This window comes from Rhizobium freirei PRF 81, from assembly GCF_000359745.1.
GTDB classification, from domain to species: domain Bacteria; phylum Pseudomonadota; class Alphaproteobacteria; order Rhizobiales; family Rhizobiaceae; genus Rhizobium; species Rhizobium freirei.
Map to the genome: position 1 here is coordinate 23,647 of NZ_AQHN01000003.1, position 22,600 is coordinate 46,246.

Below are 22,600 nucleotides of genomic sequence, written 5' to 3' on the forward strand. Positions count from 1 at the left end.
TTTGAAGTGTTCACCTGGTTGGCTGTTTCCATGATGATAAGCAATGGCTTCCAGATTTTAGGCAAGCCGAAGAAAATGCCCCGGGCTGACTTGTTCATAGACAGGTTTTGGTGGCTGGTAATCGACGGCGCGGAATGGGCTTCTGATCTCCTCATTGGAGATGAGACGCGTCGGGCGCCGCGCTGGATCGGCAACCGGCACCGCTGCCATCAGCCGCTTGGTGTAATCGTGTTGCGGGTTCTCAAACACCGCCCTTCGAGGTCCGATCTCGACGATCTCGCCGAGATACATTACCGCAACCCGGTGGCTGATGCGCTCCACGACCGCCATGTCGTGGCTGATGAAGAGATAGCCGAGGCCAAATTTTTCCTGCAAATCCAGCATGAGATTGATGACCTGCGCCTTGACCGAGACATCGAGCGCGGAAACCGATTCATCGGCAATGAGAAGTTTTGGTTCAAGCGCGAGCGCCCGGGCAATGCACACGCGCTGCCGCTGCCCGCCCGAGAATTCGTGCGGGAACCGACCCGCCATCGAGGCCGAGAGGCCGACCCGTTCCAGCAGGTCGCCGACGCGATGCTTTGCCTGCGAGGCGCTCGCCAGCCCATGGGCGATGATCGGTTCAGCGATCGCCTGACCGACACGCATGCGTGGATTGAGGCTTTCGAACGGGTCCTGAAAGATCATCTGCGCCTCGCGCCTGATGTTCGCAAGCTCATCCTTGCCCGCTTTTAGAACGTCCTTGCCGTCGATGCGGATTTCGCCTGACATTGCGGAGGCGAGACGAATGATCGAGCGTCCGGTCGTCGACTTGCCGCAACCGGATTCGCCGACCAGCGATAGGGTTTCGCCCTGCCTGAGCTCGAGCGAGACACTCTCGACGGCATGGATGCTGCCGACGGTTCTGCGCAGAAAGCCGCGCTTGACCGGAAAGCGGGTGATGAGATTGTCGACCTTCAGGATAGGCGGCTCGTTGAGCTTTACCGTGTCTTCGGTCGGCTTGACCGGCTGCACTTCGCCGGTTGCCATATCGACCTGCGGGAAGCGCAGCGGCCTATCCTTTCCGGTCATCGAGCCAAGCTGCGGCACGGCGGAGAGAAGGGCGCGCGTATAAGGATGCCTGGCGCCGGCAAAGATCGTCTCCGTAGTGTCGGTTTCGACCTGCTCGCCGCGATACATGACGACGGTGCGATCGGAAATTTCGGCAACGACCCCCATGTCATGGGTGATGAAGAGAACCGACATGCCCTCTTCTTCCTGCAGCGTCTTGATCAGACCGAGAATCTGCGCCTGGATGGTGACGTCGAGTGCGGTCGTCGGTTCGTCGGCGATCAGCAGCTTCGGGTCGCAGGCAAGTGCGATGGCGATCACGACGCGCTGGCGCATGCCGCCGGAAAAATTCATCGGATATTCGTTGAGGCGCGATTTTGCGGACGGGATGCGCACCTTCTCGAGCAGGCGCACGGCCTCGGCTTCGGCTTGCGACTGCGACATCCCGCGATGCTGCACCAGGACCTCGGTGATCTGCCGGCCGATCTTAAGGACGGGATTGAGCGAGGTCATCGGCTCCTGGAAGATCATGCCGATCCGATTGCCGCGGATCGCCTGCATGTCGGCAAGCGGCAGAGACAGGAGATCGCGGCCTTCGAATTCGATCCTGCCAGTGATCCTTGAATTGCCCGGCGACAGAAGCCGCATGATCGACATGGCGGTGACGCTCTTGCCGGAGCCGGATTCGCCGACGACGGCCAGGGTTTCCTTGGGAGCGATGTCGAAGCTGATATTGCGGATGACATCTCGCCATTCGCCGCCGACGCGGAAGGCCGTGTTGAGGTTGGAGATGGAAAGGATCGGTTTGGTCATGGCTCAGCCTTCCCGCCGTGGATTGAGAATATCTCGCAGCGCATCACCGATGAGATTGATCCCGACGATAAGCATGAGAAGCGCAAGGCCTGGAAAGAAGCTGATCCAGTAGTCGCCCGACAGCAGATATTCGAAGCCGTTGGAGATCAGCAGGCCGAGAGACGGCTGCGTGACCGGCAGGCCGATGCCGAGGAAGGAGAGCGTCGCCTCCAGCATAATGGCATAGGCCACGCGCATCGTCGCCACGACGATCAATGGCGGCAGGCAGTTCGGCAGGATATGGCGAAACAGGATGCTCCTGTCCGGCAGGGCCATGGAGCGGGCGGCATCCACATAGGCGCGCTTGCGTTCCACCAGCGCGGAGCCCCGAACTGTGCGAGCATAATAGGCCCATTGAGTAACGATGAGTGCCAGGATGATCTTGTCGACACCTTGTCCGAGGATCGCCAGAAAGATCAACGCGATGAGGATCGCTGGAAAACTTAGCTGGATATCGACTATCCGCATCAGGAAAGCATCGAGACGGCCGCCGGCATAGGCGCTGACGAGCCCGATCGAGGCGCCGATGACAAGTGCGACGGCCGCACTCGACATGCCGACAAGCAGGCTGGTGCGAAGACCATAGAGGATCGCGCTCATCAGATCGCGCCCCTGATCGTCCGTGCCGATCAGGTAGAGCACACCGCTCGCACTGTGCGATCCGGGCGGCAGGCGACCGTCAAGGATATCGAGCTGGGAGAGATCGTAAGGGTTCTGCGGCGCGAGCAATGGTGCCAATATCGCGGTGATCGCGAAGATAGCGACGATGACGAGGCCCGCCAAGGCAAGCTTGTCATGCAAAAGGGCCGACATCGTCTGGCGAAATGGCGAGCGCGAGGCGGTTTTGCCGGCACTCCCCTGGCCCGCATGCACCGAGCCTGCATTTGCGCTATCCTGGCTCATTAGGAGTTCCCTTCGAGACGAACGCGGGGATCGACGATCGAATAAAGGATGTCGACCAGGAGATTGATGACGCTGAACATCACGACGGTGATCATCAGGTAGGCGAGGATGACCGGGCGGTCGAGCACGCCGATCGCGTCGATGATGAGCTTGCCCATGCCGGGCCAGGCAAAGATCGTCTCGGTCACGACGGCAAAGGCGATCAGCGATCCGAGTTCGAGGCCGATCACGGTGATTAGCGGGATCAGCGTGTTCTTCAGGACATGCACGGTAACGATGCGTCGCTCCGTCAGGCCCTTGGCGCGGGCGAAACGAACGAAATCGAGCAGCATCGTCTCCATCACGCCGGCGCGCGTCAGGCGAATGACCAGCGAGATCTTGAAGAGTGCCAGATTGAAAGCCGGCAAGATCAGATGGGAGAGGCCGTCGAGCGTAAAGAGGCTGAGCGGCACCCCGAGGACAGGCACCGTCTGGCCGCGGCCGGAGGCCGGCAGCCAACCGAAATGCACGCTGAACAGCATGATCATCACGAGGCCGATCCAGAAGGTCGGCAGGCTGAAGCCGAGGATCGAGAAGGTCATGATCGACTTCGAGATCAGCCCCTTCGGCTTCAGACCGGCGTAGACGCCGAGCGGGATGCCGATGACGAGCGCCATGATCAACGCGACGAAGGCGAGTTCCAGCGTCGCCGGCATGCGGTTGAGGATCAGCGTCAGCGCGGGTTGATTGTAGACGAAGGAATTGCCGAGATCGCCCGAAAGTGCCCGCGTCAGGAACAGCCAGTATTGCTCCCAGACGGGCTTGTCGAGGCCAAAGGACTGGATGACCTGTAACCGCTCCGCCGGCGTTGCCGTCGGGCTCAATAGCACGTCGACGGGATTGCCGACGAGATAGAGCCCGGCAAACACCAGAACCGACATGACGAGCAGCGTGAGGACCGTCTGAACCGATCGGCTCAGCAAATATCCGCCCATGATTTTCAACCTCCCTGCGCTGTCGCGCCGAGCCCGCTTTGCCCGAAACGGGCGATGCGCTCGATCAGCAGTACGATGAACCCGGCCTCGTCGACATCAGTGATAACGGTGGCATTCGGTGACCGATCCATCTTTCCGTAAAAGTCGGCATAGGTGTAGCCGATGGTAAGGCCCGTCACCTGCGCGCCGACGAAAGCTTCGCGGCCGCTGAACAGGTCCGGGCGGATGAGCCAGGCGATCGTCGTGGCGTCGTGGATCGGGCCACCCGGCCTGCCGAAGCGCCCGATATCGCCGCGGTCGAAGGTCGAAAACAGATTGAAAAGCGCCTTGCCCGCCTCACCGCCGGCCCGAAACTGTTCGAAATGCTCGGATGTAAACAGTGCCTGGAACGTCATGTCGAGCGGCATCACTACGATCGGCAGGCCGGAGCGATAGACGATCTCGGCTGCATGCGGATCGGCATAGATGTTAAATTCGGCCCAAGGGGTGCGATGCCCGAGCGCCGTGAAAGCGCCGCCCATCGAGACGATCTGCCGGATGCCACGCGCGACATCGGGATGCTGAATCAATGCCAAGGCGATATTGGTCATCGGTCCGATGGCGCAAATGGTGATCTGCTCGCCCGCCGCCACCGCTTCGCGCGCCAAGCGTACGATGAAATGCACCGCATGCTCCTCGGAAGGACTGATATCGCCGGGCTGGACAAGCGTATCATCAAACGCACCGATGCGGGCATACTTGCCATAGACCTGGTCCCGGACGAGCGGGCCGGCGGCTCCTGCATGCACAGGCACATCATGGCGACCACTCAGGCCGACGATCTTGCAGGCGTTGATCACCGTATCGCGAAGCGGAACGTTGCCGGCGACGATCGACAGGCCGAGAACGTCGATTTCTGGCGACGCGAGCGCCATCAGGATGGCCGCGGCATCGTCCACGCCCGGATCGGCATCGATAATGATCTTCTCGCGTCTCATGCGACGGCCTTTTTGGCATAGCGCGACAGCCGCTCGAGGAAGAAGGCGATCACGCCCTCGGCGTCGACCTTCGTGACGATATCGGCATTCGGCTCGAGGCCGCTCTTGCCGTACCAGTCAGCAATCGTCTGGCCCATGCAGAGTTCGCTTTCATGCTCCACGAAGACGCGCGCCTTCTCGGTCTCGAACAGATGCGGGGCGAGGATATAGGCGATCACCAACGGATCATGCAGCGGCCCGCCGCGCGAGCCGTAGCGGCGCACGTCGTTGCGATCCCAGAAGGCCATAAGCTCGGCAAGGGTCTGTGAGATCCGCCCGCTGACACGCGAGAATTCGGCGACATGCTCGGGCTTCAGCATGACCTGATGCGTTGCATCGAGTGCGAGGGCGACGAGCGGAATTCCGCTTGAGAAGACCACATGCGCCGCATGCGGGTCCGCCAGCATGTTGAATTCCGACGTCATCGTCCGGTTGCCCGGCTCGCGGTAGGCGCCGCCCATCATGATGATCCGCTCGACGCCTTCGGCGATCTGCGGCTTCATGCGCAGGGCGACGGCAATATTGGTCATTGGCCCGAGGCAGCAAAGCGTGACGCGGTCTCCCGTGCGTGCAGCCTCGCCCAGCGCATCGATGAGGAAATCGACCGCCGATTTGCTTTCCGCTGTCTTCTCAGGGTCCGGCAAGGTGGTGTTTCCAAGGCCGGTCTTGCCATGAAACTGACCGTGAATAGGCTCGCGCAGCATCGGACGAAAGCACCCCGCATAGACCGGGATGTCAGAACGCCTGCCAAGCTCACAGACCTGAAGAGCGTTGCGGACGGTGCGCTCCAGCGGCTGGTTGCCGCAGACCGGCGTGATCCCGAGGATGTCGAGCTCCGGCGACACGAATGCGGTCAGAAGGGCGATCGTATCGTCAATTCCAGGGTCACAATCGACAATGATCGAAATCGGCTTCATGGGGGTGCCTTCAGTAAATGGAAAATGCGATGTCAGAGAGCGCCAAGTTCGCGAAGAACATCTGCGATGTCGGTTCGTGCAGCCTCGTCGAGGGGCGGTTGCGGATGCATGGGTACGCCGACCGCAAAGCCCTGCAGTTCCAGTGCCGTCTTGATGCAGGCGGCGATCGAGTATTTCGCGAAAATCTCGTTGACCCGCCAGAGCGGCCGCTGCAGCTGCATCGCCCTTGCCCAATCGCCGGCATGGGCCGCTTCATAAAGCGCGATGCTCTGCTTCGGAACGACGCAGGCGGGGCCTGCCATCCAGCCGACGCCGCCGATCATCATCACGCAAACCGGAATATGAGCGGAGGCGGCGAACACCTCCATTCGGCCTTGGGTCCGTTCGATGATCGAGAGCAAGCGTCCGGTATTGGTCGAGGCGTCCTTGATGTAGCGGATGTTGTCGATATGGCTTAGCCGTTCGATGACGGGCAGGCTCAAGTCGGACCGCTGAAACTGCGGATTGGTGTAGAGCACCACCGGCCGTCCCTTCGCAGCCTTGGCAATGGCGGTGAAATAAGCTTCAACGCCCTCGTCGCTGACCGGAAAATAGGCCTCGAGGATGGCAAGGATGCCGTCGGCTCCCGCCTCGACCATATATTCGGTCTGGGCGATGGCGTCGCTGGTCGATGTCGATGCGACGCCGGCAACGACAGGGACACGCCCTCGGCTGGCGGCAATCACCGTATCGACGACGCTGCGGCGCTGTTCCCCGCTCAGGTAGGCGAATTCGCCGGTGCTGCCGAGCGGCGTCAGACCATGGACCCCAGAAGCGATCAGATGGTCGACAAGATCGGTCAGAACTCCTTTTGCGACCTGGCCGGAATGATCGATCGGGGAGACGAGGTAGGGGAAAACGCCGCGGAAAGACATGTTCGATCGTCCCTTCGCCGGCTCAGTTCGGCTTCACAAAATAAGGAAGCGTGTAGCCATCCGACCGGCCGGGATAGGTAAGGTCCTTCTTCACCGCCCAGGTATTGGCGAGATAGAAGACCGGGATGACGCCAAGATCGTTCATGGCGATCCCGGTTGCCTTGCGGAGGCGTTCCTCGCGCTTGCCGTCGTCGAGCGTGGAACGCGCTTCGTTCAGCGTCTTGTCGAACTCCGGGTTCGAATAACGCCCGCGGTTGCCCTGCCCTGCCTTGTCCCCAAAGGTCTCGAGGATCGGACCAAGCACGCCCGACGCCTCACCCGTCTCGACGGCCGCGCCGCCCATGATGAAGCTGAATTCGAGATTGGAAGCGCGGGTGAAATAGACGCTGCCCGGCAAGGTCGCGACCTCGGTCTTGATACCGACGCGGCTAAAGAACTGACCGATCGCCTGCGCCACCTTGGAATCGTTGGGATAACGGTCGTTAGAGGCATGGAAGGTCAGCGCGAACCCGTTCGGATAGCCGGCCTTGGCGAGAAGCTCCTTCGCCTCGTTCGGATCGTAGGGGTCGACCTTGATGGACGGGTCGTAACCGAAATAGCCTTCGGGAACCAGCTGGCCGGCCGGCACGCCCTGTCCATCCATGATGCGGTCGACGAGCGCGTCGCGATTGATCGAGAGCGAAAGCGCGCGGCGCACCTCCGGCTTCAACAACGGGTTCTTGCCGTCGGGTCCCTTGGCGAAAGGCGAAACCTCGCGCGCCTGATCCATGTGCAGATACATGATCCGGTTGCCGGCAACATTCACGACCTTTAGCTGATCGGAGGCCTGCAGCTTGCGCGTGTCGGCCGTCGGGATGCTTTCGATCATGTCGACATCGCCGGAAAGCATCGCCGCAACGCGCGCGCTGCTGTTCTTGAAGACCTTGAAGGTCACCTTGTCCCAGGCCGCCTTTTCGCCCCAGTAGGCGTCGTTGCGCGCGAGCACGACATTGTCCTCGGGCGTCCAGGAGACGAATTTGAACGGGCCGGTGCCGATCACCCCCTTGCCGGAATTCATCTCCTCGGTCGTGGTGTTCTCGACCTTGGCCGGCAGGATCGCGATGCGGCTGAGATTGTTGAGAAGCAGCGGCGTCGGGCCGGCGGTCTTGATGCGAACCGTCAAAGGATCGACGGCGGTGACCTCGGTGATCGCCTTGACATAGGCCGCAAACGAGCTCGGGCTGTTCTTGGAGGCGAGCGGAACACGCTTGATGCTGGCGACGACATCAGCCGCGGTGAAGTCGCTACCATCGTGAAACTTCGCATCCGGACGAAGCTTGAACTCCCAGGTCGTGTCGTCGATGGTCTTCCACGACAATGCCAGCGCAGGCTGGATCCGCTGCTTCTCATCCTGGTTGACGAGACCGTCGAAAATGTTGCGCGCCATCGCGCTGTTCGGGCCGACGACGTAAAACTGCGGATCCATCGAAGTCGTGGTGGCAGCAAGGCCGACGGTCAGATCCCTGGCTTGGCTTGCGAGCGGTATGGCAAGGGTGGAGGCTGCTAAGACGGCCGCGACCTTTAGAAAATTCATGATGGAGCTCCTCCGGGGTTTCCGAAATCCGCCCTCTCCCAGCGGATTTAGTCTGCCTCTAAAGAACTCGGAAAGAAAAGAAAAATTGCAATTTGTGTTCAGTCCATGCCCTAATGTTATGATAGGAGTTCGGGAATGCGATTGAAACCAAGACAAGTCGAAGCTTTCAAAAGCGTGATGATGACGGGTGGTATCACGGCTGCCGCCGATGCTCTAAATGTGACGCAGCCTGCGGTCAGCCGCCTTATCCGCGATTTGGAGGAAACCGTCGGGATCACCCTGTTCGAGCGGGTAGGCACCCGCCTCGCCCCGACGGTCGAAGCCACACAGCTTTTCAGGGAAGTCGAGCGGCTATACCTCGGCCTCGACCAGATCGCGCAGGCCGCCGACGACATCCGTCGGCACAAGAACACAGTTCTGAGAATTGCAAGTGTCACGTCGCTGGTGAGACCATACCTTCATCAGGCAATCATCGATGTCGTCGGCAATCGGCACGACATTCCGCTAGTCATCGATGTAGAAAATAGCCGGCACATTTGGGACATGGTCGATAAGAATCGCTACGATCTCGGCTTCGTCTTCGGCTCGCCGCGCATGGCGGACAAGAATACGGTCTTATTGCACAGCTCCCATGCCGTCGCCGCGATGGCGCCGGGGCATCGGCTTGCTTCCAGAAGAGTCATCACACCCGCCGACCTCATGGACGAGCGCGTGCTAATCCCCGGCCGTAATTCGCCACTCAGGCTGGCGCTCGACCGCGCATTCTCAAAGCAAGATCATCAGCCCACAAGCACTATGGAAACCTCGATGCTCAATTGCTGTTATTTCGCAGCCGCCGGAATGGGTGTTGGCATTGTTGACCATACAAGTTTGCAGTCCGCAGGAACCGAGATCGTCGCAATCCCGTTCGAGCCGAAAATTGAAGTCTCTTATTTCGCCATTCGCCCTTCCGGTAACACCAGGACGATGATCTTGGAAGACATTGTTCAGCGGATGGGCGAGCTCATCCGCTCAAATGCCACCTAGATCGTCAGTCAATCTCGGGCAAATGGACTTTAAGCTCATCGACCGACCTATGCCCGAGACGTCGGGAAACTCTAGATATTTGATCCCAGGCATAGACGGGACATCCTCAAGAATAATTGCCCGGTCGCAATACGGGACGATGGACGGCCTATGCGCCACAGTCACAAGCGTTGTTCCGGATGATTTGACGCGAACGACGGCCTTTTCGAGAACGGCTTCGCCTTCGGCATCGATGTCTCTGCGCAAAACACCGGCAAAATCATCAGGATCCTATGAAGCGTGATCTCAACTGCCTCGGCTAGCCTCCATAGTGCACGCTAGTTCCCGAACATTGAGTGCCCGGCACCGTTGCCTTCACGGTGAAGGAGCGATCCCCGACTGCGAAAGACACATATGCACCATAGGAGCGTCTGTGCTTAGCGGCAGGCTAATCATTGCAAATTTAAAACGTAATTTTCTCCGTCGAACCGCTGCTCTACACCAGCCAAGAAAACCGCACACAGCCCTGCGGGGAAAAGGACGCATCCATGTCAGTTGAAACAGCGGACACGCTTGTTGTTGGTGGCGGCCAGGCCGGAGTAGCAATGAGCGAACACCTAAGCAAGGCCGGTGTCCCTCATCTGGTGCTCGAGCGCAGCCGCATTGCCGAACGCTGGCGTTCGCAGCGATGGGATTCGCTGGTTGCCAACGGACCTGCCTGGCACGACCGTTTTCCTGGAATGGAGTTTCCAAATTTCGATCCGGATGGCTTTCCAACGAAAGAAGCCGTTGCGGATTATTTCGAAGCGTATGCCAGGCAGATTGGCGCTCCCATACGCTGCGGTATAGAGGTAAAAAGCGTCGAGAGGCATGTTGGCCGATATGGCTTCCGTGTTGAAACATCTCATGGTGTGATCGAGGCGCAGAACGTTGTCGCTGCGACCGGCGCTTTCCAGGTCCCCGTTGTTCCCAATCTGATCGCGAATGCGTCCGGTGTCGCTCAGATGCATTCGACCAAATATCGAAATCCGAGCCAATTGCCCGAAGGTGCCGTCCTGGTCATCGGCGCGGGCTCTTCCGGTACACAGATTGCTGAGGAGCTTCTTCTGGCGGGACGGCGGGTTTATCTGTCCGTCGGCCGGCATGATCGCCCGCCGCGTGCCTATCGCGGCCGCGATTTCTGTTGGTGGCTTGGGGTTCTCGGAAAATGGGACGCCGAAACGCCTGGTCCTGGTACAGAACACGTGACGATTGCCGTCAGCGGCGCGCGCGGCGGTTACACGATCGACTTCCGCCGCCTAGCGGCGCGAGGAATGACGCTGCTCGGCCGGACAGTCTCCTTCGATGGCACCAGATTGAGTTTCTCGGAAGACCTCGCCCAAAATCTGGCGCGGGGCGACGTCAACTATATGGCGCTGCTGGATGAGGCCGATGACTATGTCGCGCGAAACGGTATCGACCTGCCAGCGGATCCGGAAGCCCGCCGGATCGAGCCTGAGCCCGATTGCGTCGCCAAGCCGATCCTCAGCCTTAATCTCGGACAGGCCGGCATCCGCACGATCATCTGGGCGACCGGCTTCTCTTCGGACTACAGCTGGCTGAAAATGGATATATTTGACGAACATGGCCGTCCGAAACATCAGCGGGGCGTTTCGGCCGAGCGCGGCATCTACTTCCTCGGCTTGCCATGGCAGTCGCGCAGGGGATCAAGCTTCATCTGGGGCGTCTGGCACGATGCCAAGCATCTTGCCGACCGCATCTCGACACAGCGCAAGTACGATGAATATCGCCCTTCAAGCCAGAACGGCCAGTGACAGCTGATGTACGCCAAGGTTTCGGTGCTGCGCTCGCGACCGCCAAAACAAGCCCAAAACAAGCATTGTCTCAATTCCGAGGAGCTAAAACATGGTCCACACCCGCATCCGCAAGTTCAATACGAAAGACACCTATCCTGAACAGTAACGGCAATGCCATCGCACCGCCCACAAAATCACGTCACCCTGAAAATGACGCCACTTGAAATCGCTCACCAAAAGTCTCGCTGAAAATCGTCAGCGCTCTTTCGGGCAGCAATAGGATTTTTGCAACAGAGCCATCATCAATACTGGCTCTCGCCGCGGCAGAATAATCCACGCAGCACTGCGCGGACCAGTTGTTACGGTTTCAACCGATCAGTCACCAGTCGGCTGTTCCGGATCGTCCTGGCGCGAGGCCCCTTCGCCCTCTTGCCGGATGCTTCGCAGGACCTGTAGCGCTGCCTCCCGCAGCTCCGGTGCGAAAAGACGCCGAAACCGCGCCTCGTGCGCCTCGATGATGGCGCGCACCGTCTCCAGTCTCTCGATACCGGTCCTGGTCAGGCGAAGAGCCTGCGATCGGCCGCCGACCGGAGCACGGTCGACAAGTCCAGCCTTGGTCAGCCCGACCATCAGGGGAACCATGTTGGCACGCTGGATGCCGAGGCTACGTCCAAGATCGCTCTGCGTACAGCCGGGATTGGCATCGATCAGCGTCAGAATGGACGCTTCCACCGGCCTGAGTTCGATGGCCTGAAGCCTTGAGCCCAGCTCGGCCATCATCACATTGGATGCCCTCCTCAGCTGATAGCCAAGCAGGGTCTCGAGCGGGTCGCTCAATTTCGATGTGCGGGCGTCGATATCCATAATCCGCCTATAATGCTATTGCGCATAACAATCAAACAATGCTATGAGACATAACATTGTCGGCGAGGAGACCGTATGCCGGGACTGGAGGAATTTCTTTTGACGAATATCGACAGGAGCGCCGCGATCCGTTGATCAGCGACGCAATGGCTAGCCCCGCTAGTCGCGCATTCACGCCGGCAAAGATGAGAGGCATTTCATTTCGATTGCACTGCGGCCCACCGGCCCGGTGAGGCTTACCGTATTCGATGCAGGTCGCCCCCTTGCGGCCCGCTCCCCTTGATGCGCAGCCCGAACGGCAAGAAGGACACCATCATGACAACAGAGCATTCCGAAAAAGATACCGTCGCCTTTGCCGTTGAAGCCGGCATCGCTTGGGTCAGCTTCAATCGCCCGGAGAAACGCAACGCCATGAGCCCCACGCTCAACCGGCGCATGATGGAAGTTCTGGACGAACTCGAGTTTCGGGCCGATGTCGGTGTTCTGGTTCTGTCCGGTGAGGGGACGGCCTGGTCCGCGGGCATGGATCTCAAGGAATACTTCCGCGAGACCGAGGCCCGCGGTCTGCAGGGCACACGAAAGGCGCAGCGCGAAAGCTATGGCTGGTGGCGCCGTCTGCGCTGGTATCAGAAACCGACCATCGCCATGGTGAACGGCTGGTGCTTCGGCGGCGGTTACGGGCCTCTTTTCGCCTGCGACCTCGCCTTTGCCGCCGATGAGGCCAAATTCGGACTGAGCGAGATCAACTGGGGCATCCTGCCCGGCGGTGGCGCCGCCAAGGTAGCGGCCGAACTCACCTCCTTCCGCAACGCCATGTACCACGCGCTGACCGGCGAAAACATTGACGGCAGGAAAGCTGCCGAATGGGGTTTCGTCAACGAGTCCCTGCCGCTTGCGCAGTTGAAAGCGCGTGTAACCGATGTCGCCAACATTCTGCTGCAAAAGAACCCCGTGGCGCTCAAAGCCACCAAGGATGCCGTTCGCCGCGTGCGGGAGATGACCTACGACAATGCCGAGGATTACCTGGTCCGCGCCCAGGAAGCGGCCAACAGCCATGACAACGAGGGACGCAAGGAAGGTATCAAGCAGTTCATCGACGACAAGACCTACAAGCCCGGTCTTGGTGCCTACGATAAGTCCAAGCATCGGGCCTGAGGAGTACCCTGCCATGACGGTCGAGATCTTTAGCCGACTTCCATCAACGCTTCCAGGTGGTTCGATGGAACGGTTGCTGCGCCCAAGATCGGTGGCGATCGTCGGCGCCTCCGACAAGCCCCGCGCGCTTGGCGCTTCGGTGCTCTCCAATCTCGACCGCAGCGGCTACGCCGGCGCCATTCATCTCATAAACCCCAAACGGACCGAGATCGGCGACCGGCCCTGCCTCGCCTCGATCGACGATTTGCCGGAAGGAGTGGATGCGGCGGTTCTTGCCGTTCCGCGCGCAGCCGTGCTTCCCGCCATCGAGGCGCTTGCCCGTCGCCGCGTTGGCGCGGCCGTTATCTTTTCGGCAGGCTTTGCCGAGGGTGGCGAGGAAGGATTGGCCGACCAGCGCGAGATCGCCCGCATAGCGGCCGAGGCGGGAATGGTGATCGAGGGGCCGAATTGCCTCGGCATGGTCAACCATGTCGACCGCATACCTCTGACCTTCATCGAAACCGTTTCGGAGGCGCTGGGCGACCGGCCGGGCATCGCGATCGTGTCGCAGAGCGGCGCCATGGCTGCCGTCCTCGGCGTGACCTTCGCGAGCCGCGCGCTGGGCCTCTCCTATTCCATCTCCACCGGCAACGAAGCCGGCAGTGGCGTCGAGGACTATGTCGAGTTTCTGGTGGAGGATGCCTCCACGCGGGTCATCGCGATGATCGTCGAACAGTTCCGCAAGCCGGCCCGCTTCCTGGCCGCGGCGCGCAAAGCATATGCGAAGGGAAAGCGGATCGTCCTTCTTCACCCCGGCCGGAGCAGTGCCGCGCGTCAATCCGCCGCGACCCACACCGGCGCCCTGGCCGGCGACCATCAGGTCATGCGCGCCAAGGTCGCGCGTGCCGGCGTCATTCTTGCCGAGACGCTCGAAGAACTCGGCGACATCGCCGAAATCGCCCTGCGTTGCCCGGAGCTTCCCGCTGGAGGCCCTGCCGTTCTTGGCGAATCCGGTGCATTCAAGGCGTTGACACTCGATCTGTGCGAAGAGCTCGGGCTCGATCTTCCTCCGATTAACGATGAGACCGCGCCGGCGCTACGCGCCGTTCTGCCGCCCTTCGTCGGCGTCAGCAATCCGCTGGATCTGACGGCGCAAGGCCTTGTCGAGCCGGATCTTTACGACCGAACGCTCACCACGCTGTTCGACGATGCCCGTTTTGCCAGCATTGTCGCCTGCATCATCCAGACCGACCCTGTCACCTCGGGCATCAAGCTGCCGCCGATCCTGAAAGCCGTACGCGAGCGCAAGCCGACAAAACCGCTGATCTTCGCCGGGCTCGATGAAGGCGCCCCTATCCCGGCCGACTATATCGCGCAATTGCGCGCGCTTGGCATCGTCTATTTCCCGTCGACCGAACGCGCCTTTCGGGCGTTGAAGCGCATCGACGAATTCGCGACACGCGACCTTACTGCGTCCGCCACACCACCGGTCAGGATCGCCGATCTCCCCTCGCAGGGAGGTGTCGTTCCCGAATATCGGGCCAAGCAAATCCTGACGCCACTCGGGATTCCCTTTCCTGAAGGCCGCCTGGCAGCGACCCTCGAGCAAGCCCTCGCGGCGGCGGCCACGATCGGGTATCCAGTGGTGCTGAAGGCGCAGTCACCCGATCTCAGCCACAAGAGCGATGCGGGCGGTATTATCATTGGATTGACGGACGCAGCCAGCCTCAAGAAGGGCTGGATCAAGCTGCATGCCGATGTTGCGGGCCACCGCCCCGGCCTGACCCTGGACGGCATACTGATCGAAGCCATGGGCAAACGCGGCATCGAGCTGATCATCGGCGCACGCAACGACCCGGACTGGGGACCTGTGATTCTCGCGGGCTTTGGCGGCGTTACGGCGGAGATCCTGAAGGATGTCCGCATTCTGACCCCCGACCTGCCCGAAGACGCCATCATCCGCGAGCTATATCGGCTGAAGAATGCGCCTTTGCTGCGCGGTTTCCGCGGCTCACCGCCGCTCGACGTGGGTGCCGCCGCCCGGATCATCGCCACGCTCGGCCGGCTGCTTCTGGCCGAGGCGGCGATCCAGGAAATAGACCTCAATCCCGTCGTGATCTATCCCGACGGCCAAGGTGCGGTGGCGCTGGATGCCCTGATGCTGACCGCACCCGCAAATGGCCGCACCTGAGCCGCGAAACTCACGCGACCGCGCGATGGTCACGGCCAGTCCGAATAGCCCGACGAGAGCATGTCGCTGCGGGCGACCTCCGTCTTTCGGGCAAAGTCACGATAGGTCGCGGGTGAAAATCCGGTCCTTTTCTTGAAGAAATGGCTGAAATAGGTGGGATCGCGAAAGCCGAGACTGTCGGATATCTCCTGGACCGTGCGGGCAGAGCGCTCCAGCCGCAGCTTCGCCTCCTGAACGACGCGCTCATGCAGGAGCTGGACGGGCGGGCGGCCGAGCGCGCCGCAGCAAATCGAATGCAGACGATCGGTGGTAACGCCGAGCTCCCGCGCATAATCGCTGATCGGCCGATGCTGCCGGAACCAGATCTCCACCAGCTGCCGATATCGCTGCAGGATCGAGGCGCCGCCGCCACGACCGCGCTGCTCGGCCGCTTCACTGCCGCCCGTGCGCCACAGGGTCATGAGGATCAGCCGCAAATAGGCGGAGATGACCATCCATGAGGCGCGGGAGGGATCGCCAAGCTCTCGCACGAAGCCCGCCACCAGCGGCTGCGTCTCTTCCACGGCATGCGGCCTCGGTTCGTCCGTCAGCCAGAGCCGCTCGCTGAAGGTCCGCAGCGCATAGGATTCCGCCTGGTCGCCGATCGCGTCCACCATGATCTGCGGCGACGCACCGATCAGGAAGCCGGCGGCACCGGCGGCCATACGCAGCTCGCACCGGGCCTGCGGCGGCAGATAGGCGAGCGCCGGGCCTTGCAGCGATCGTTGCTCCTCGGGCTCAAGCAGCAAGACAGCCGTCCCCGCCTGCAGCAGGAACAGGTGATGGAAATCGGCATAAATGCCTTTCTGGAAGCGGATCGTTCGATGCGACAGCGACGGTTCCCGCCACTCGCCATGCGCATGATGGTGGATGCCGCCATCGGAAACCATAGACCTCTCCTCCCGTCGGCATCATGATTCCTTAGCCGGTAAAGCCAGATAATTACAATATTAACCCAGAAAAACACATTCCTTCCGAATTGCAATGGCGTAGTCTCATCTCATGAGCCTCTGGGAGGAGGACTCCACACAACAGATGCCGATTGCGAGGCCACATCCCGGCCACGCTCGACCGTGTGCGCTTTCTCCCATCGATGGCAAACGCGGAAAACCGGACGATCGCGATGTTTGTGGCAAAGCTCCTGATCAATGACGAGATGGCGGATGCGGCAGATGCGTCCACCTTCGAATGCCTTGATCCGGCGACCGGCGATGTCGCGACCATCGCGCCGGCCGCCTCGACATTGGACGCGGCCCGGGCGGCCAATGCTGCGGCCGCAGCCTTTCCCGCATGGTCGGAACTGGGACCGGGTGAACGCCGCGCAATGCTCAGCCGGGCAGCAGATGTTCTCCTTGCGCGATCGGCGGATTTCGCCGCGGCGATGATTGGAGAGACCGGGGCGACCGTCCTTTGGGCAAGGATCAATTGCGATCTCGCCGCCGATATGCTGCGGGAGGCCGCCGCGCTGACCACCCAGGTGACCGGCGAGATCATCCCCTCGGGCATACCCGGCAACATTGCCATGGCGCTGCGCCAGCCGGCCGGCGTCTGTGTCGGCATTGCGCCGTGGAACGCGCCGATCATCCTTGGCGTGCGGGCAATCGCCATGCCGCTTGCCTGTGGCAACACGGTCGTGCTCAAGGCCTCCGAACTCTGCCCGAAGACTCATTGCCTGATCGGAGAGATCATGCGCGAGGCGGGCTTTCCCGCAGGCGTCGTCAATGTCGTCACCAATGCCCCGAAGGATGCCGCTACCGTCGTTGAGGCCTTGATCGCCCATCCTGCGGTGCGCCGGATCAACTTCACGGGCTCGACGCGCGTCGGACGGATCATCGCGGAGACGTCGGCGAAGCATCTGAAACGCTGCCTGCTGGAACTTGGTGGAAAAGCGCCCTTCATCGTGCTCGCAGACGCCGACATTGATGAGGCCGTCCGTGCGGCGGCCTTTGGGGCCTTCATGAACCAGGGCCAGATCTGCATGTCTACCGAGCGCATTATCCTGCTCGACGGGATCGCCGATGAATTCGTCGAGAAATTCAGGGCGAAGGCCGCGACGCTCGTGGCGGGAGATCCGCGTCACGGAAATACACCGCTCGGAACCATGATCAACGCGGAGGCGGTGCGGCGTATCAAGGCGCTCGTTGACGATGCCTTGCAGAAAGGCGCGGCCATCGTCTGCGGCGGGCATCCCAACGGCACGCTGGTGGATGCGACCGTCGTCGATCACGTGACGCCTGCCATGCGCATCTACCGCGAGGAGAGCTTCGGGCCGCTAGCGGCGATTATTCGTGTCGATAGCATCGATGAAGCCGTGACCGTCGCCAATGACAATGAGTACGGATTATCGTCGGCCGTCTTCAGCCGCGACATCAACCAGGCGCTGGCGGTTGCCCGGCGCATCGAGACGGGCATCTGCCACATCAACGAAGCAACCGTTTCCGATGAGCCGCAAATGCCCTTCGGCGGGGTCAAGTCCAGCGGTTATGGCCGGTTCGGCGGCAAGGCCGCAATCGACGAATTCACGGAACTGCGCTGGATCACGCTTGCGTCGGGCAGCCGCAACTATCCGATCTGAACCGTCGCGGATCGGCAAAACACAAGAGAACACGGAGTAAGAGGGCTCCGGGAAAGAGGGAGGAAATTGCATGACTGATTTCAAAAGACAACTTCTCGGCGCCGGATTGACCCGGCGCAGCTTTATCACCGCAGCCGCCGCAGGCACGACCGCGTTGGCCTTGGGCGGGCGGGCGGCGCTTGCCGCCGAAGATACGCTGAAGGTCGGCTTCATCAGCCCGCGAACCGGACCGCTCGGCGGCTTCGGCGAGACGGATGGCTACGTCCTCGAACTGGCCCGCAAGGCGCTGGCCAACGGGCTGCAGGCCGGCGGCAAGACCTGGAAGGTCGAGATCCTCGACCGCGACACGCAATCCGATCCGTCGCGCGCCGGCCAACTGGCCAAAGACCTGATCAACAATCAATCCGTCGATCTGATGCTGGCGGTCTCGACGCCGGAAACCATCAATCCGGTCGCCGATGCCTGCGAGGCTGCCGGCGTGCCCTGCCTGTCGACGGTCATGCCCTGGGAAGCCTGGTATTTCGGCCGCGGCGCCAAACCCGGCGCACCGTCGCCGTTCAAATGGACCTATCATTTCGGCTTCGGCGTCGGCGAGTTCCTGAAGACCTATATTTCACAGTGGAACCTGATCGAGACCAACAAGAAGGTCGGCGTCATGTATCCGAACGATGCCGATGGCAACGCCATCCGCGCCAATCTGGCCCCGGCGCTCGCCAAGGCCGGCTTCACGATCGTCGATCCCGGTGCATACGAGACAGGCACCACCGATTTTTCCTCGCAGATCGCGCTCTTCCGTCAGGAAGGCGTCGAAATCTTCAACAGCTTCCCGATCCCGCCGGATTTCGCGGCTTTCTGGCGTCAGGCGGCACAGCAAGGCCTCATCCAGCAGATCAAGATCTGCCAGGTTGCCAAGACCGGGCTCTTCCCGTCCGACATCGAGGCGCTCGGCGACCTCGGCGTGAATATCGCCAGCGCAGCCTATTGGCACAAAGCCTTTCCGTACAAGTCGACGCTGACGGGCGTTTCCGGAACCGAGCTCGCCGATGGCTATGAGGCGGCAAGCGGCAAGCAATGGACGCAGCAGCTTGGCGCCAGCCTGTCGCTTATCGATGCCGGCTTCGACGCCCTGAAGGCCGCCTCGGATGCCAAGAGCAAGGAGGCCGTCGCCAAGGCCCTGAGCACGCTCAAGACGACGACAATTGCCGGCAAGGTGGATTTTACCAGCGGCCCTGTTGCCAATATCTCACCCGGACCGATCATCGGTACACAATGGGTCAAGGCGCCGGCCGGCTCGAAGTTCGCCCTCGACTATGTCGTGACCGAACACGCCACCGATCCGAATGTGCCCGTCGCGACCAAACTCGTCGCTTACAATGGGTAAGGCTATCGTGCAGGGACAGGAACGACATGGGTCAGGACAGGATTTCCTGTCTGCCAAGGGGATACACAAGCGCTTCGGGGCGCTTGTGGTCCTCGAAAACCTCGATTTTTCGATGGGAGACGGCGATGCCGTCGGCATCGTTGGACCGAACGGAGCGGGCAAGACGACTTTGTTGAGCGCGCTGGCGGGTGCATTTCCGCTAAATGCCGGAACGATCACCTTCGACGGCCGGAACCTGACCGCCTTGACGGCGGCCGATCGCTGCCGGTTGGGTCTGGTACGCACGCATCAGATCCCCAAGCCCTTCAGCGGCATGACGACCTTCGAGAACGTCTTCGTCGCCGCATCGCACAGCAATGCCGCCAGCCGCGACGAAGCCTATGAGCGTGTCGTCGATTCCCTGACACTGTGCGGCATGCTCGGCGTTGCCAATCGCCGCGCCGATACGCTCGGCCTGCTCGACCGCAAGCGCCTGGAGCTGGCGCGGGCGCTTGCCACCAAGCCGAGGCTACTTCTGCTCGACGAGATCGGCGGCGGCTTGACCGATGGCGAGGCCAGCGAGCTGGTGGATACCATCCTCGAATTGCGCCGGCGCGGCATCGGCATTGTCTGGATCGAGCATATCGTCCACATCCTGCTGCAGGTGGTCGAACGGCTGATCTGCATGGACGCCGGCAAGATCATCGCCGACGGCGAACCGAAAGCGGTGATGCGCGATGCCGAGGTCGTAAAGGCCTATCTCGGAGGGACGCCCGCATGAGCCTTCTCTCCATCCGCAACCTCGACGTCCGCCACGGCTTGCTGCAGGCGGTGCGCGGCGTCAGTTTCGATATCGCCGAGGGCGAGGTGCTCGCTCTGGTCGGCGCCAATGGCGCGGGCAAGACAACGCTGCTGCGATCGATCGCCGGAGCCCATCTTCCCGCCGCGGGCCAGGTGTTTCTCGGCGGCCAGGATGTAACGGCGGTGCCCTCGCACAAGCGGATCGCCATGGGCATCGCCCTGGTGCCGGAGGGCCGCCGCCTTTTCTCGCAGATGACCGTCGAGGAAAACCTGCTGCTCGGCAAGACTCCTGGCCGCAAGGGCGACTGGACCATCGAGCGGATCTTCGACGCGTTTCCAAACCTGAAACCCCGCCGCCGTGCCAAAACCGGCCATCTCTCCGGGGGCGAGCAACAGGCGACCGCTATCGGCCGGGCATTGATGAGCAATCCCGACCTTCTCTTGCTCGACGAAGTCTCGCTCGGCCTATCGCCACTCGTGGTCGATCGCGTCTACGTGCAGCTGCAGGCGCTGCTGTCTTCGGGGACCACCATCGTTCTTGTCGAACAGGACCTTGGGCGGGCGATGAGCGTTGCCAGCCGCGTCATCTGCATGCTGGAGGGACGCGTCGTCCTCGACAGGCCGGCGGCAAGTGTTACGCGCGACGAAATCACCAAAGCCTATTTCGGGCTGCATCATCGGGCAGACGGCGACAGGAGCGCATCGTGATCAATACCTTGCTCCAGGGCATCCTGCTCGGCGGCTACTATGCCGTCATCGCCTGCGGCCTGTCCTTCATGTTCTCGGTCATGCGCATCATCAATCTGGCGCATGGCAGCCTGGCGGTTGCGGCCGCCTACGGTCTCTGGCTGCTGGCCTCGAAGTTCGGCATCTCACCCTTCGCCGGGCTGCTGATCGTATTGCCTGTAATGGCGGCCTTCGGCTGGCTGCTGCAGCGCTTCGTTCTCGAACGCAGCGCCCGCGGCGGCACGCTATTGCCGATCCTCACCACCTTCGGCCTGTCGATCGTCATCGACAATCTGCTGTTCGAGCAATTCGGCGCGGACACGCGATCGCTGGCGCCCTTTATCGGCAACCTGTCCTACGCGTCCTGGCAATTGCCCGGCCATATCTTCGTCGGCAAGCTCGCGGTGATGATGATGGCGACGGCGATTATCATTCTCGGCGGCTTGCAGTTCTTCCTCAGCCGCTTCGCGCTCGGCCGCGCGATCCGCGCTACGGCGGAAGACCCCGATACGGCCGGTCTGGTCGGCATCGACGCCCGCAGGGTGAATGCGACGGCAACGGCGATCACCATGGTCACCATCGGGATCGCCGGGGCGTTCCTCGCCATGCGGGCCACCTTCAGCGCCTATGCGGGAGCGCCGCAGCTGCTCTTTGCCTTCGAGACGGCGGTCATCGGCGGCGCGGGTTCTCTGTGGGGCACGCTGGTCGGCGGCATCATCCTCGGGCTCGCCCAATCGCTTGGCGCACAACTGCATCCGCAGGGCTTTCTGATCGGCGGACATGTCGTGTTCCTGCTGGTCGTCTTCCTGCGGCTCTTCCGGTCCGGCATGCCGGCCTTCGGCAAAATTCGCGCTTTTCTTCGGAGCCCGGCATGACTTTGCTCTCAAACGACATATCCATCGAGCGCTGGACAAGATCGTCTCGGCTGGCGCTGAGCGCCATGGCGGCGACAATCGCAGTCCTGGCGCTTGCTCCTGTATTCCTCGGCGCAGGCATGATCGACCGGATGACGGCCCTGTTCATCTATGTGATCCTTGCCGCCATGTGGAACGCGCTGGCCGGGTTCGGCGGGCTGGTCTCCGTCGGCCAGCAGGTGTTTTTCGGCCTCGGCGCCTATTTCACCATCCGGCTCGCTGATGCCGGGCTCAATCCCTTCGTTGCGCTGTTTGTCGCCGCGATCGTCACCGGTGCCCTCTCCATCCCGCTCTCGCTGTTCATGCTACGGCTTAAGGGCGGGGAGTTCGCCATCGGCATGTGGGTCGTGGCCGAGCTTGTCCACCTGCTCGTCAATCTCGATCGCCTCATCCAGGGCGAGACCGGCACGTCGCTGATCTCGCTGAACGTCTATGACAGCGCCACCCGCCGCGCGATCATCTACTGGCTGTCGCTGGTTGCCATGACGGCCCTGCTCGGCGCCCTTTTCACGCTGATGCGCAGTCGCGCCGGGGCGGCCATGCAAGCCATCCGCGACAATGAGGACGCTGCGACCTCCGTCGGCGTGCGCGTCATCGCCACGAAGAGGTTGCTCTTCGTGCTCGCGGCATTCGGCATTGCAGTTGCCGGCGGCCTCTGGCTGGCGACGGCCACCACTTTCCAGCCGAAGACCTACTTCAGCGTCCAGTGGACCGCCTACATGATCTTTATGGTCCTGGTCGGCGGCATCGGCAAATTCGAAGGCGCGATCCTCGGCGCGATCCTGTTCTTCGTCATCGAGACCATCTTCGGCGGAACCGGCGTCTGGTACTTGATCGGCCTTGGCGCGACGGCCGTCCTCTTCTCCCTTTACCTGCCGCACGGCCTTTGGGGCGAGATCGAGCGGCGCTTTGGCCTGCAACTGCTGCCCGTCGGCTACCGGCTGACACTACCGAACCTTCTGAAAGACAAACGATAGCGACTGGCGGATTTTCCGA

19 protein-coding genes and 1 pseudogene are annotated in these 22,600 nt (G+C 61.5%); 10 read left to right on the top strand and 10 right to left on the bottom strand.

Going from position 1 to position 22,600, the window contains the following annotated elements:
• Positions 1-57: 57 nt before the first annotated feature.
• The 7 genes from RHSP_RS00805 to RHSP_RS00835 are packed head-to-tail and all read right to left on the bottom strand — an operon-like array spanning position 58 to position 8,199.
• On the bottom strand, positions 58-1,863 hold the full coding sequence (locus RHSP_RS00805; RefSeq protein ID WP_004107432.1) for an ABC transporter ATP-binding protein: 1,806 nt from the start codon (positions 1,861-1,863) through the stop codon (positions 58-60).
• 3 nt (positions 1,864-1,866) lie between these two features.
• On the bottom strand, positions 1,867-2,805 hold the full coding sequence (locus RHSP_RS00810; RefSeq protein ID WP_004107448.1) for an ABC transporter permease: 939 nt from the start codon (positions 2,803-2,805) through the stop codon (positions 1,867-1,869).
• On the bottom strand, positions 2,805-3,779 hold the full coding sequence (locus RHSP_RS00815; RefSeq protein ID WP_004107451.1) for an ABC transporter permease: 975 nt from the start codon (positions 3,777-3,779) through the stop codon (positions 2,805-2,807). The genes RHSP_RS00810 and RHSP_RS00815 overlap by 1 nt, the downstream gene beginning before the upstream one ends.
• A gap of 5 nt (positions 3,780-3,784) precedes the next feature.
• Positions 3,785-4,756, bottom strand: a complete 972-nt coding sequence (locus RHSP_RS00820) for a nucleoside hydrolase (protein WP_004107468.1) — start codon at positions 4,754-4,756, stop codon at positions 3,785-3,787.
• Entirely contained in the window at positions 4,753-5,712 is a 960-nt protein-coding gene (locus RHSP_RS00825) for a nucleoside hydrolase (protein ID WP_004107469.1), read from the bottom strand. The genes RHSP_RS00820 and RHSP_RS00825 overlap by 4 nt, the downstream gene beginning before the upstream one ends.
• A gap of 32 nt (positions 5,713-5,744) precedes the next feature.
• Positions 5,745-6,626, bottom strand: a complete 882-nt coding sequence (locus RHSP_RS00830) for a dihydrodipicolinate synthase family protein (protein ID WP_037148768.1) — start codon at positions 6,624-6,626, stop codon at positions 5,745-5,747.
• Between the two features lie 22 nt (positions 6,627-6,648).
• Positions 6,649-8,199 carry an ABC transporter substrate-binding protein gene (locus RHSP_RS00835; protein ID WP_004107472.1) on the bottom strand — a complete coding sequence of 517 codons (1,551 nt, stop codon included), beginning with the start codon at positions 8,197-8,199 and terminating at the stop codon, positions 6,649-6,651.
• Positions 8,200-8,334: 135 nt separating this feature from the next.
• Here RHSP_RS00835 and RHSP_RS00840 point away from each other — a divergent pair, with 135 nt between their 5' ends.
• Positions 8,335-9,225 (top strand): LysR substrate-binding domain-containing protein, encoded by an 891-nt coding sequence (locus RHSP_RS00840; protein WP_004107474.1) that lies wholly within the window; start codon positions 8,335-8,337, stop codon positions 9,223-9,225.
• 527 nt (positions 9,226-9,752) lie between these two features.
• Positions 9,753-11,018 carry a flavin-containing monooxygenase gene (locus RHSP_RS00845; RefSeq protein WP_004107476.1) on the top strand — a complete coding sequence of 422 codons (1,266 nt, stop codon included), beginning with the start codon at positions 9,753-9,755 and terminating at the stop codon, positions 11,016-11,018.
• Positions 11,019-11,162: 144 nt separating this feature from the next.
• On the opposite strand, the pseudogene RHSP_RS34445 reads toward RHSP_RS00845, so the two are convergent.
• Both RHSP_RS34445 and RHSP_RS00850 read right to left on the bottom strand, forming a co-directional pair.
• A pseudogene (locus RHSP_RS34445) lies at positions 11,163-11,234 on the bottom strand (IS6 family transposase); the annotation flags it as partial.
• A 141-nt stretch (positions 11,235-11,375) separates the two neighbouring features.
• Positions 11,376-11,864, bottom strand: coding sequence for a MarR family winged helix-turn-helix transcriptional regulator (locus RHSP_RS00850; RefSeq protein ID WP_004107478.1), 489 nt, complete (start codon positions 11,862-11,864; stop codon positions 11,376-11,378).
• Positions 11,865-12,179: 315 nt separating this feature from the next.
• On the opposite strand from RHSP_RS00850, the gene RHSP_RS00855 reads away from it, so the two are divergent.
• Positions 12,180-13,019 carry a p-hydroxycinnamoyl CoA hydratase/lyase gene (locus RHSP_RS00855; RefSeq protein ID WP_037148778.1) on the top strand — a complete coding sequence of 280 codons (840 nt, stop codon included), beginning with the start codon at positions 12,180-12,182 and terminating at the stop codon, positions 13,017-13,019.
• Positions 13,020-13,032: 13 nt separating this feature from the next.
• Positions 13,033-15,189: an acetate--CoA ligase family protein gene (locus RHSP_RS00860; protein WP_004107489.1), complete on the top strand. Its 2,157-nt coding sequence runs from the start codon at positions 13,033-13,035 to the stop codon at positions 15,187-15,189.
• A gap of 29 nt (positions 15,190-15,218) precedes the next feature.
• Here RHSP_RS00860 and RHSP_RS00865 read toward each other — a convergent pair whose 3' ends face one another.
• Entirely contained in the window at positions 15,219-16,118 is a 900-nt protein-coding gene (locus RHSP_RS00865) for a helix-turn-helix transcriptional regulator (RefSeq protein ID WP_004107492.1), read from the bottom strand.
• A gap of 233 nt (positions 16,119-16,351) precedes the next feature.
• Between RHSP_RS00865 and RHSP_RS00870 the strand changes: the two genes are divergently transcribed.
• The 6 genes from RHSP_RS00870 (at position 16,352) to RHSP_RS00895 (ending at position 22,581) form a co-directional block, all read left to right on the top strand.
• On the top strand, positions 16,352-17,803 hold the full coding sequence (locus tag RHSP_RS00870; protein ID WP_004107494.1) for an aldehyde dehydrogenase: 1,452 nt from the start codon (positions 16,352-16,354) through the stop codon (positions 17,801-17,803).
• A gap of 70 nt (positions 17,804-17,873) precedes the next feature.
• The gene (locus tag RHSP_RS00875; RefSeq protein ID WP_004107497.1) at positions 17,874-19,184 is read left to right on the top strand and encodes an ABC transporter substrate-binding protein; all 1,311 of its coding nucleotides are present in this window, start codon (positions 17,874-17,876) and stop codon (positions 19,182-19,184) included.
• Positions 19,177-19,944 (top strand): ABC transporter ATP-binding protein, encoded by a 768-nt coding sequence (locus RHSP_RS00880; protein WP_081615273.1) that lies wholly within the window; start codon positions 19,177-19,179, stop codon positions 19,942-19,944. Before RHSP_RS00875 ends, RHSP_RS00880 begins: the two co-directional genes overlap by 8 nt.
• Positions 19,941-20,672, top strand: coding sequence for an ABC transporter ATP-binding protein (locus RHSP_RS00885; protein WP_037148771.1), 732 nt, complete (start codon positions 19,941-19,943; stop codon positions 20,670-20,672). The genes RHSP_RS00880 and RHSP_RS00885 overlap by 4 nt, the downstream gene beginning before the upstream one ends.
• On the top strand, positions 20,669-21,565 hold the full coding sequence (locus RHSP_RS00890; RefSeq protein WP_004107504.1) for a branched-chain amino acid ABC transporter permease: 897 nt from the start codon (positions 20,669-20,671) through the stop codon (positions 21,563-21,565). The genes RHSP_RS00885 and RHSP_RS00890 overlap by 4 nt, the downstream gene beginning before the upstream one ends.
• Positions 21,562-22,581, top strand: a complete 1,020-nt coding sequence (locus RHSP_RS00895) for a branched-chain amino acid ABC transporter permease (protein WP_004107506.1) — start codon at positions 21,562-21,564, stop codon at positions 22,579-22,581. The genes RHSP_RS00890 and RHSP_RS00895 overlap by 4 nt, the downstream gene beginning before the upstream one ends.
• Positions 22,582-22,600 lie beyond the last annotated feature (19 nt).

Coding starts and splice junctions, on each gene's coding strand:
- RHSP_RS00805 (WP_004107432.1), bottom strand. CDS start 1,863: ATGACCAAACCGATCCTTTCCATCTCCAACCTCAACACGGCCTTCCGC.
- RHSP_RS00810 (WP_004107448.1), bottom strand. CDS start 2,805: ATGAGCCAGGATAGCGCAAATGCAGGCTCGGTGCATGCGGGCCAGGGG.
- RHSP_RS00815 (WP_004107451.1), bottom strand. CDS start 3,779: ATGGGCGGATATTTGCTGAGCCGATCGGTTCAGACGGTCCTCACGCTG.
- RHSP_RS00820 (WP_004107468.1), bottom strand. CDS start 4,756: ATGAGACGCGAGAAGATCATTATCGATGCCGATCCGGGCGTGGACGAT.
- RHSP_RS00825 (WP_004107469.1), bottom strand. CDS start 5,712: ATGAAGCCGATTTCGATCATTGTCGATTGTGACCCTGGAATTGACGAT.
- RHSP_RS00830 (WP_037148768.1), bottom strand. CDS start 6,626: ATGTCTTTCCGCGGCGTTTTCCCCTACCTCGTCTCCCCGATCGATCAT.
- RHSP_RS00835 (WP_004107472.1), bottom strand. CDS start 8,199: ATGAATTTTCTAAAGGTCGCGGCCGTCTTAGCAGCCTCCACCCTTGCC.
- RHSP_RS00840 (WP_004107474.1), top strand. CDS start 8,335: ATGCGATTGAAACCAAGACAAGTCGAAGCTTTCAAAAGCGTGATGATG.
- RHSP_RS00845 (WP_004107476.1), top strand. CDS start 9,753: ATGTCAGTTGAAACAGCGGACACGCTTGTTGTTGGTGGCGGCCAGGCC.
- RHSP_RS00850 (WP_004107478.1), bottom strand. CDS start 11,864: ATGGATATCGACGCCCGCACATCGAAATTGAGCGACCCGCTCGAGACC.
- RHSP_RS00855 (WP_037148778.1), top strand. CDS start 12,180: ATGACAACAGAGCATTCCGAAAAAGATACCGTCGCCTTTGCCGTTGAA.
- RHSP_RS00860 (WP_004107489.1), top strand. CDS start 13,033: ATGACGGTCGAGATCTTTAGCCGACTTCCATCAACGCTTCCAGGTGGT.
- RHSP_RS00865 (WP_004107492.1), bottom strand. CDS start 16,118: ATGGTTTCCGATGGCGGCATCCACCATCATGCGCATGGCGAGTGGCGG.
- RHSP_RS00870 (WP_004107494.1), top strand. CDS start 16,352: ATGTTTGTGGCAAAGCTCCTGATCAATGACGAGATGGCGGATGCGGCA.
- RHSP_RS00875 (WP_004107497.1), top strand. CDS start 17,874: ATGACTGATTTCAAAAGACAACTTCTCGGCGCCGGATTGACCCGGCGC.
- RHSP_RS00880 (WP_081615273.1), top strand. CDS start 19,177: ATGGGTAAGGCTATCGTGCAGGGACAGGAACGACATGGGTCAGGACAG.
- RHSP_RS00885 (WP_037148771.1), top strand. CDS start 19,941: ATGAGCCTTCTCTCCATCCGCAACCTCGACGTCCGCCACGGCTTGCTG.
- RHSP_RS00895 (WP_004107506.1), top strand. CDS start 21,562: ATGACTTTGCTCTCAAACGACATATCCATCGAGCGCTGGACAAGATCG.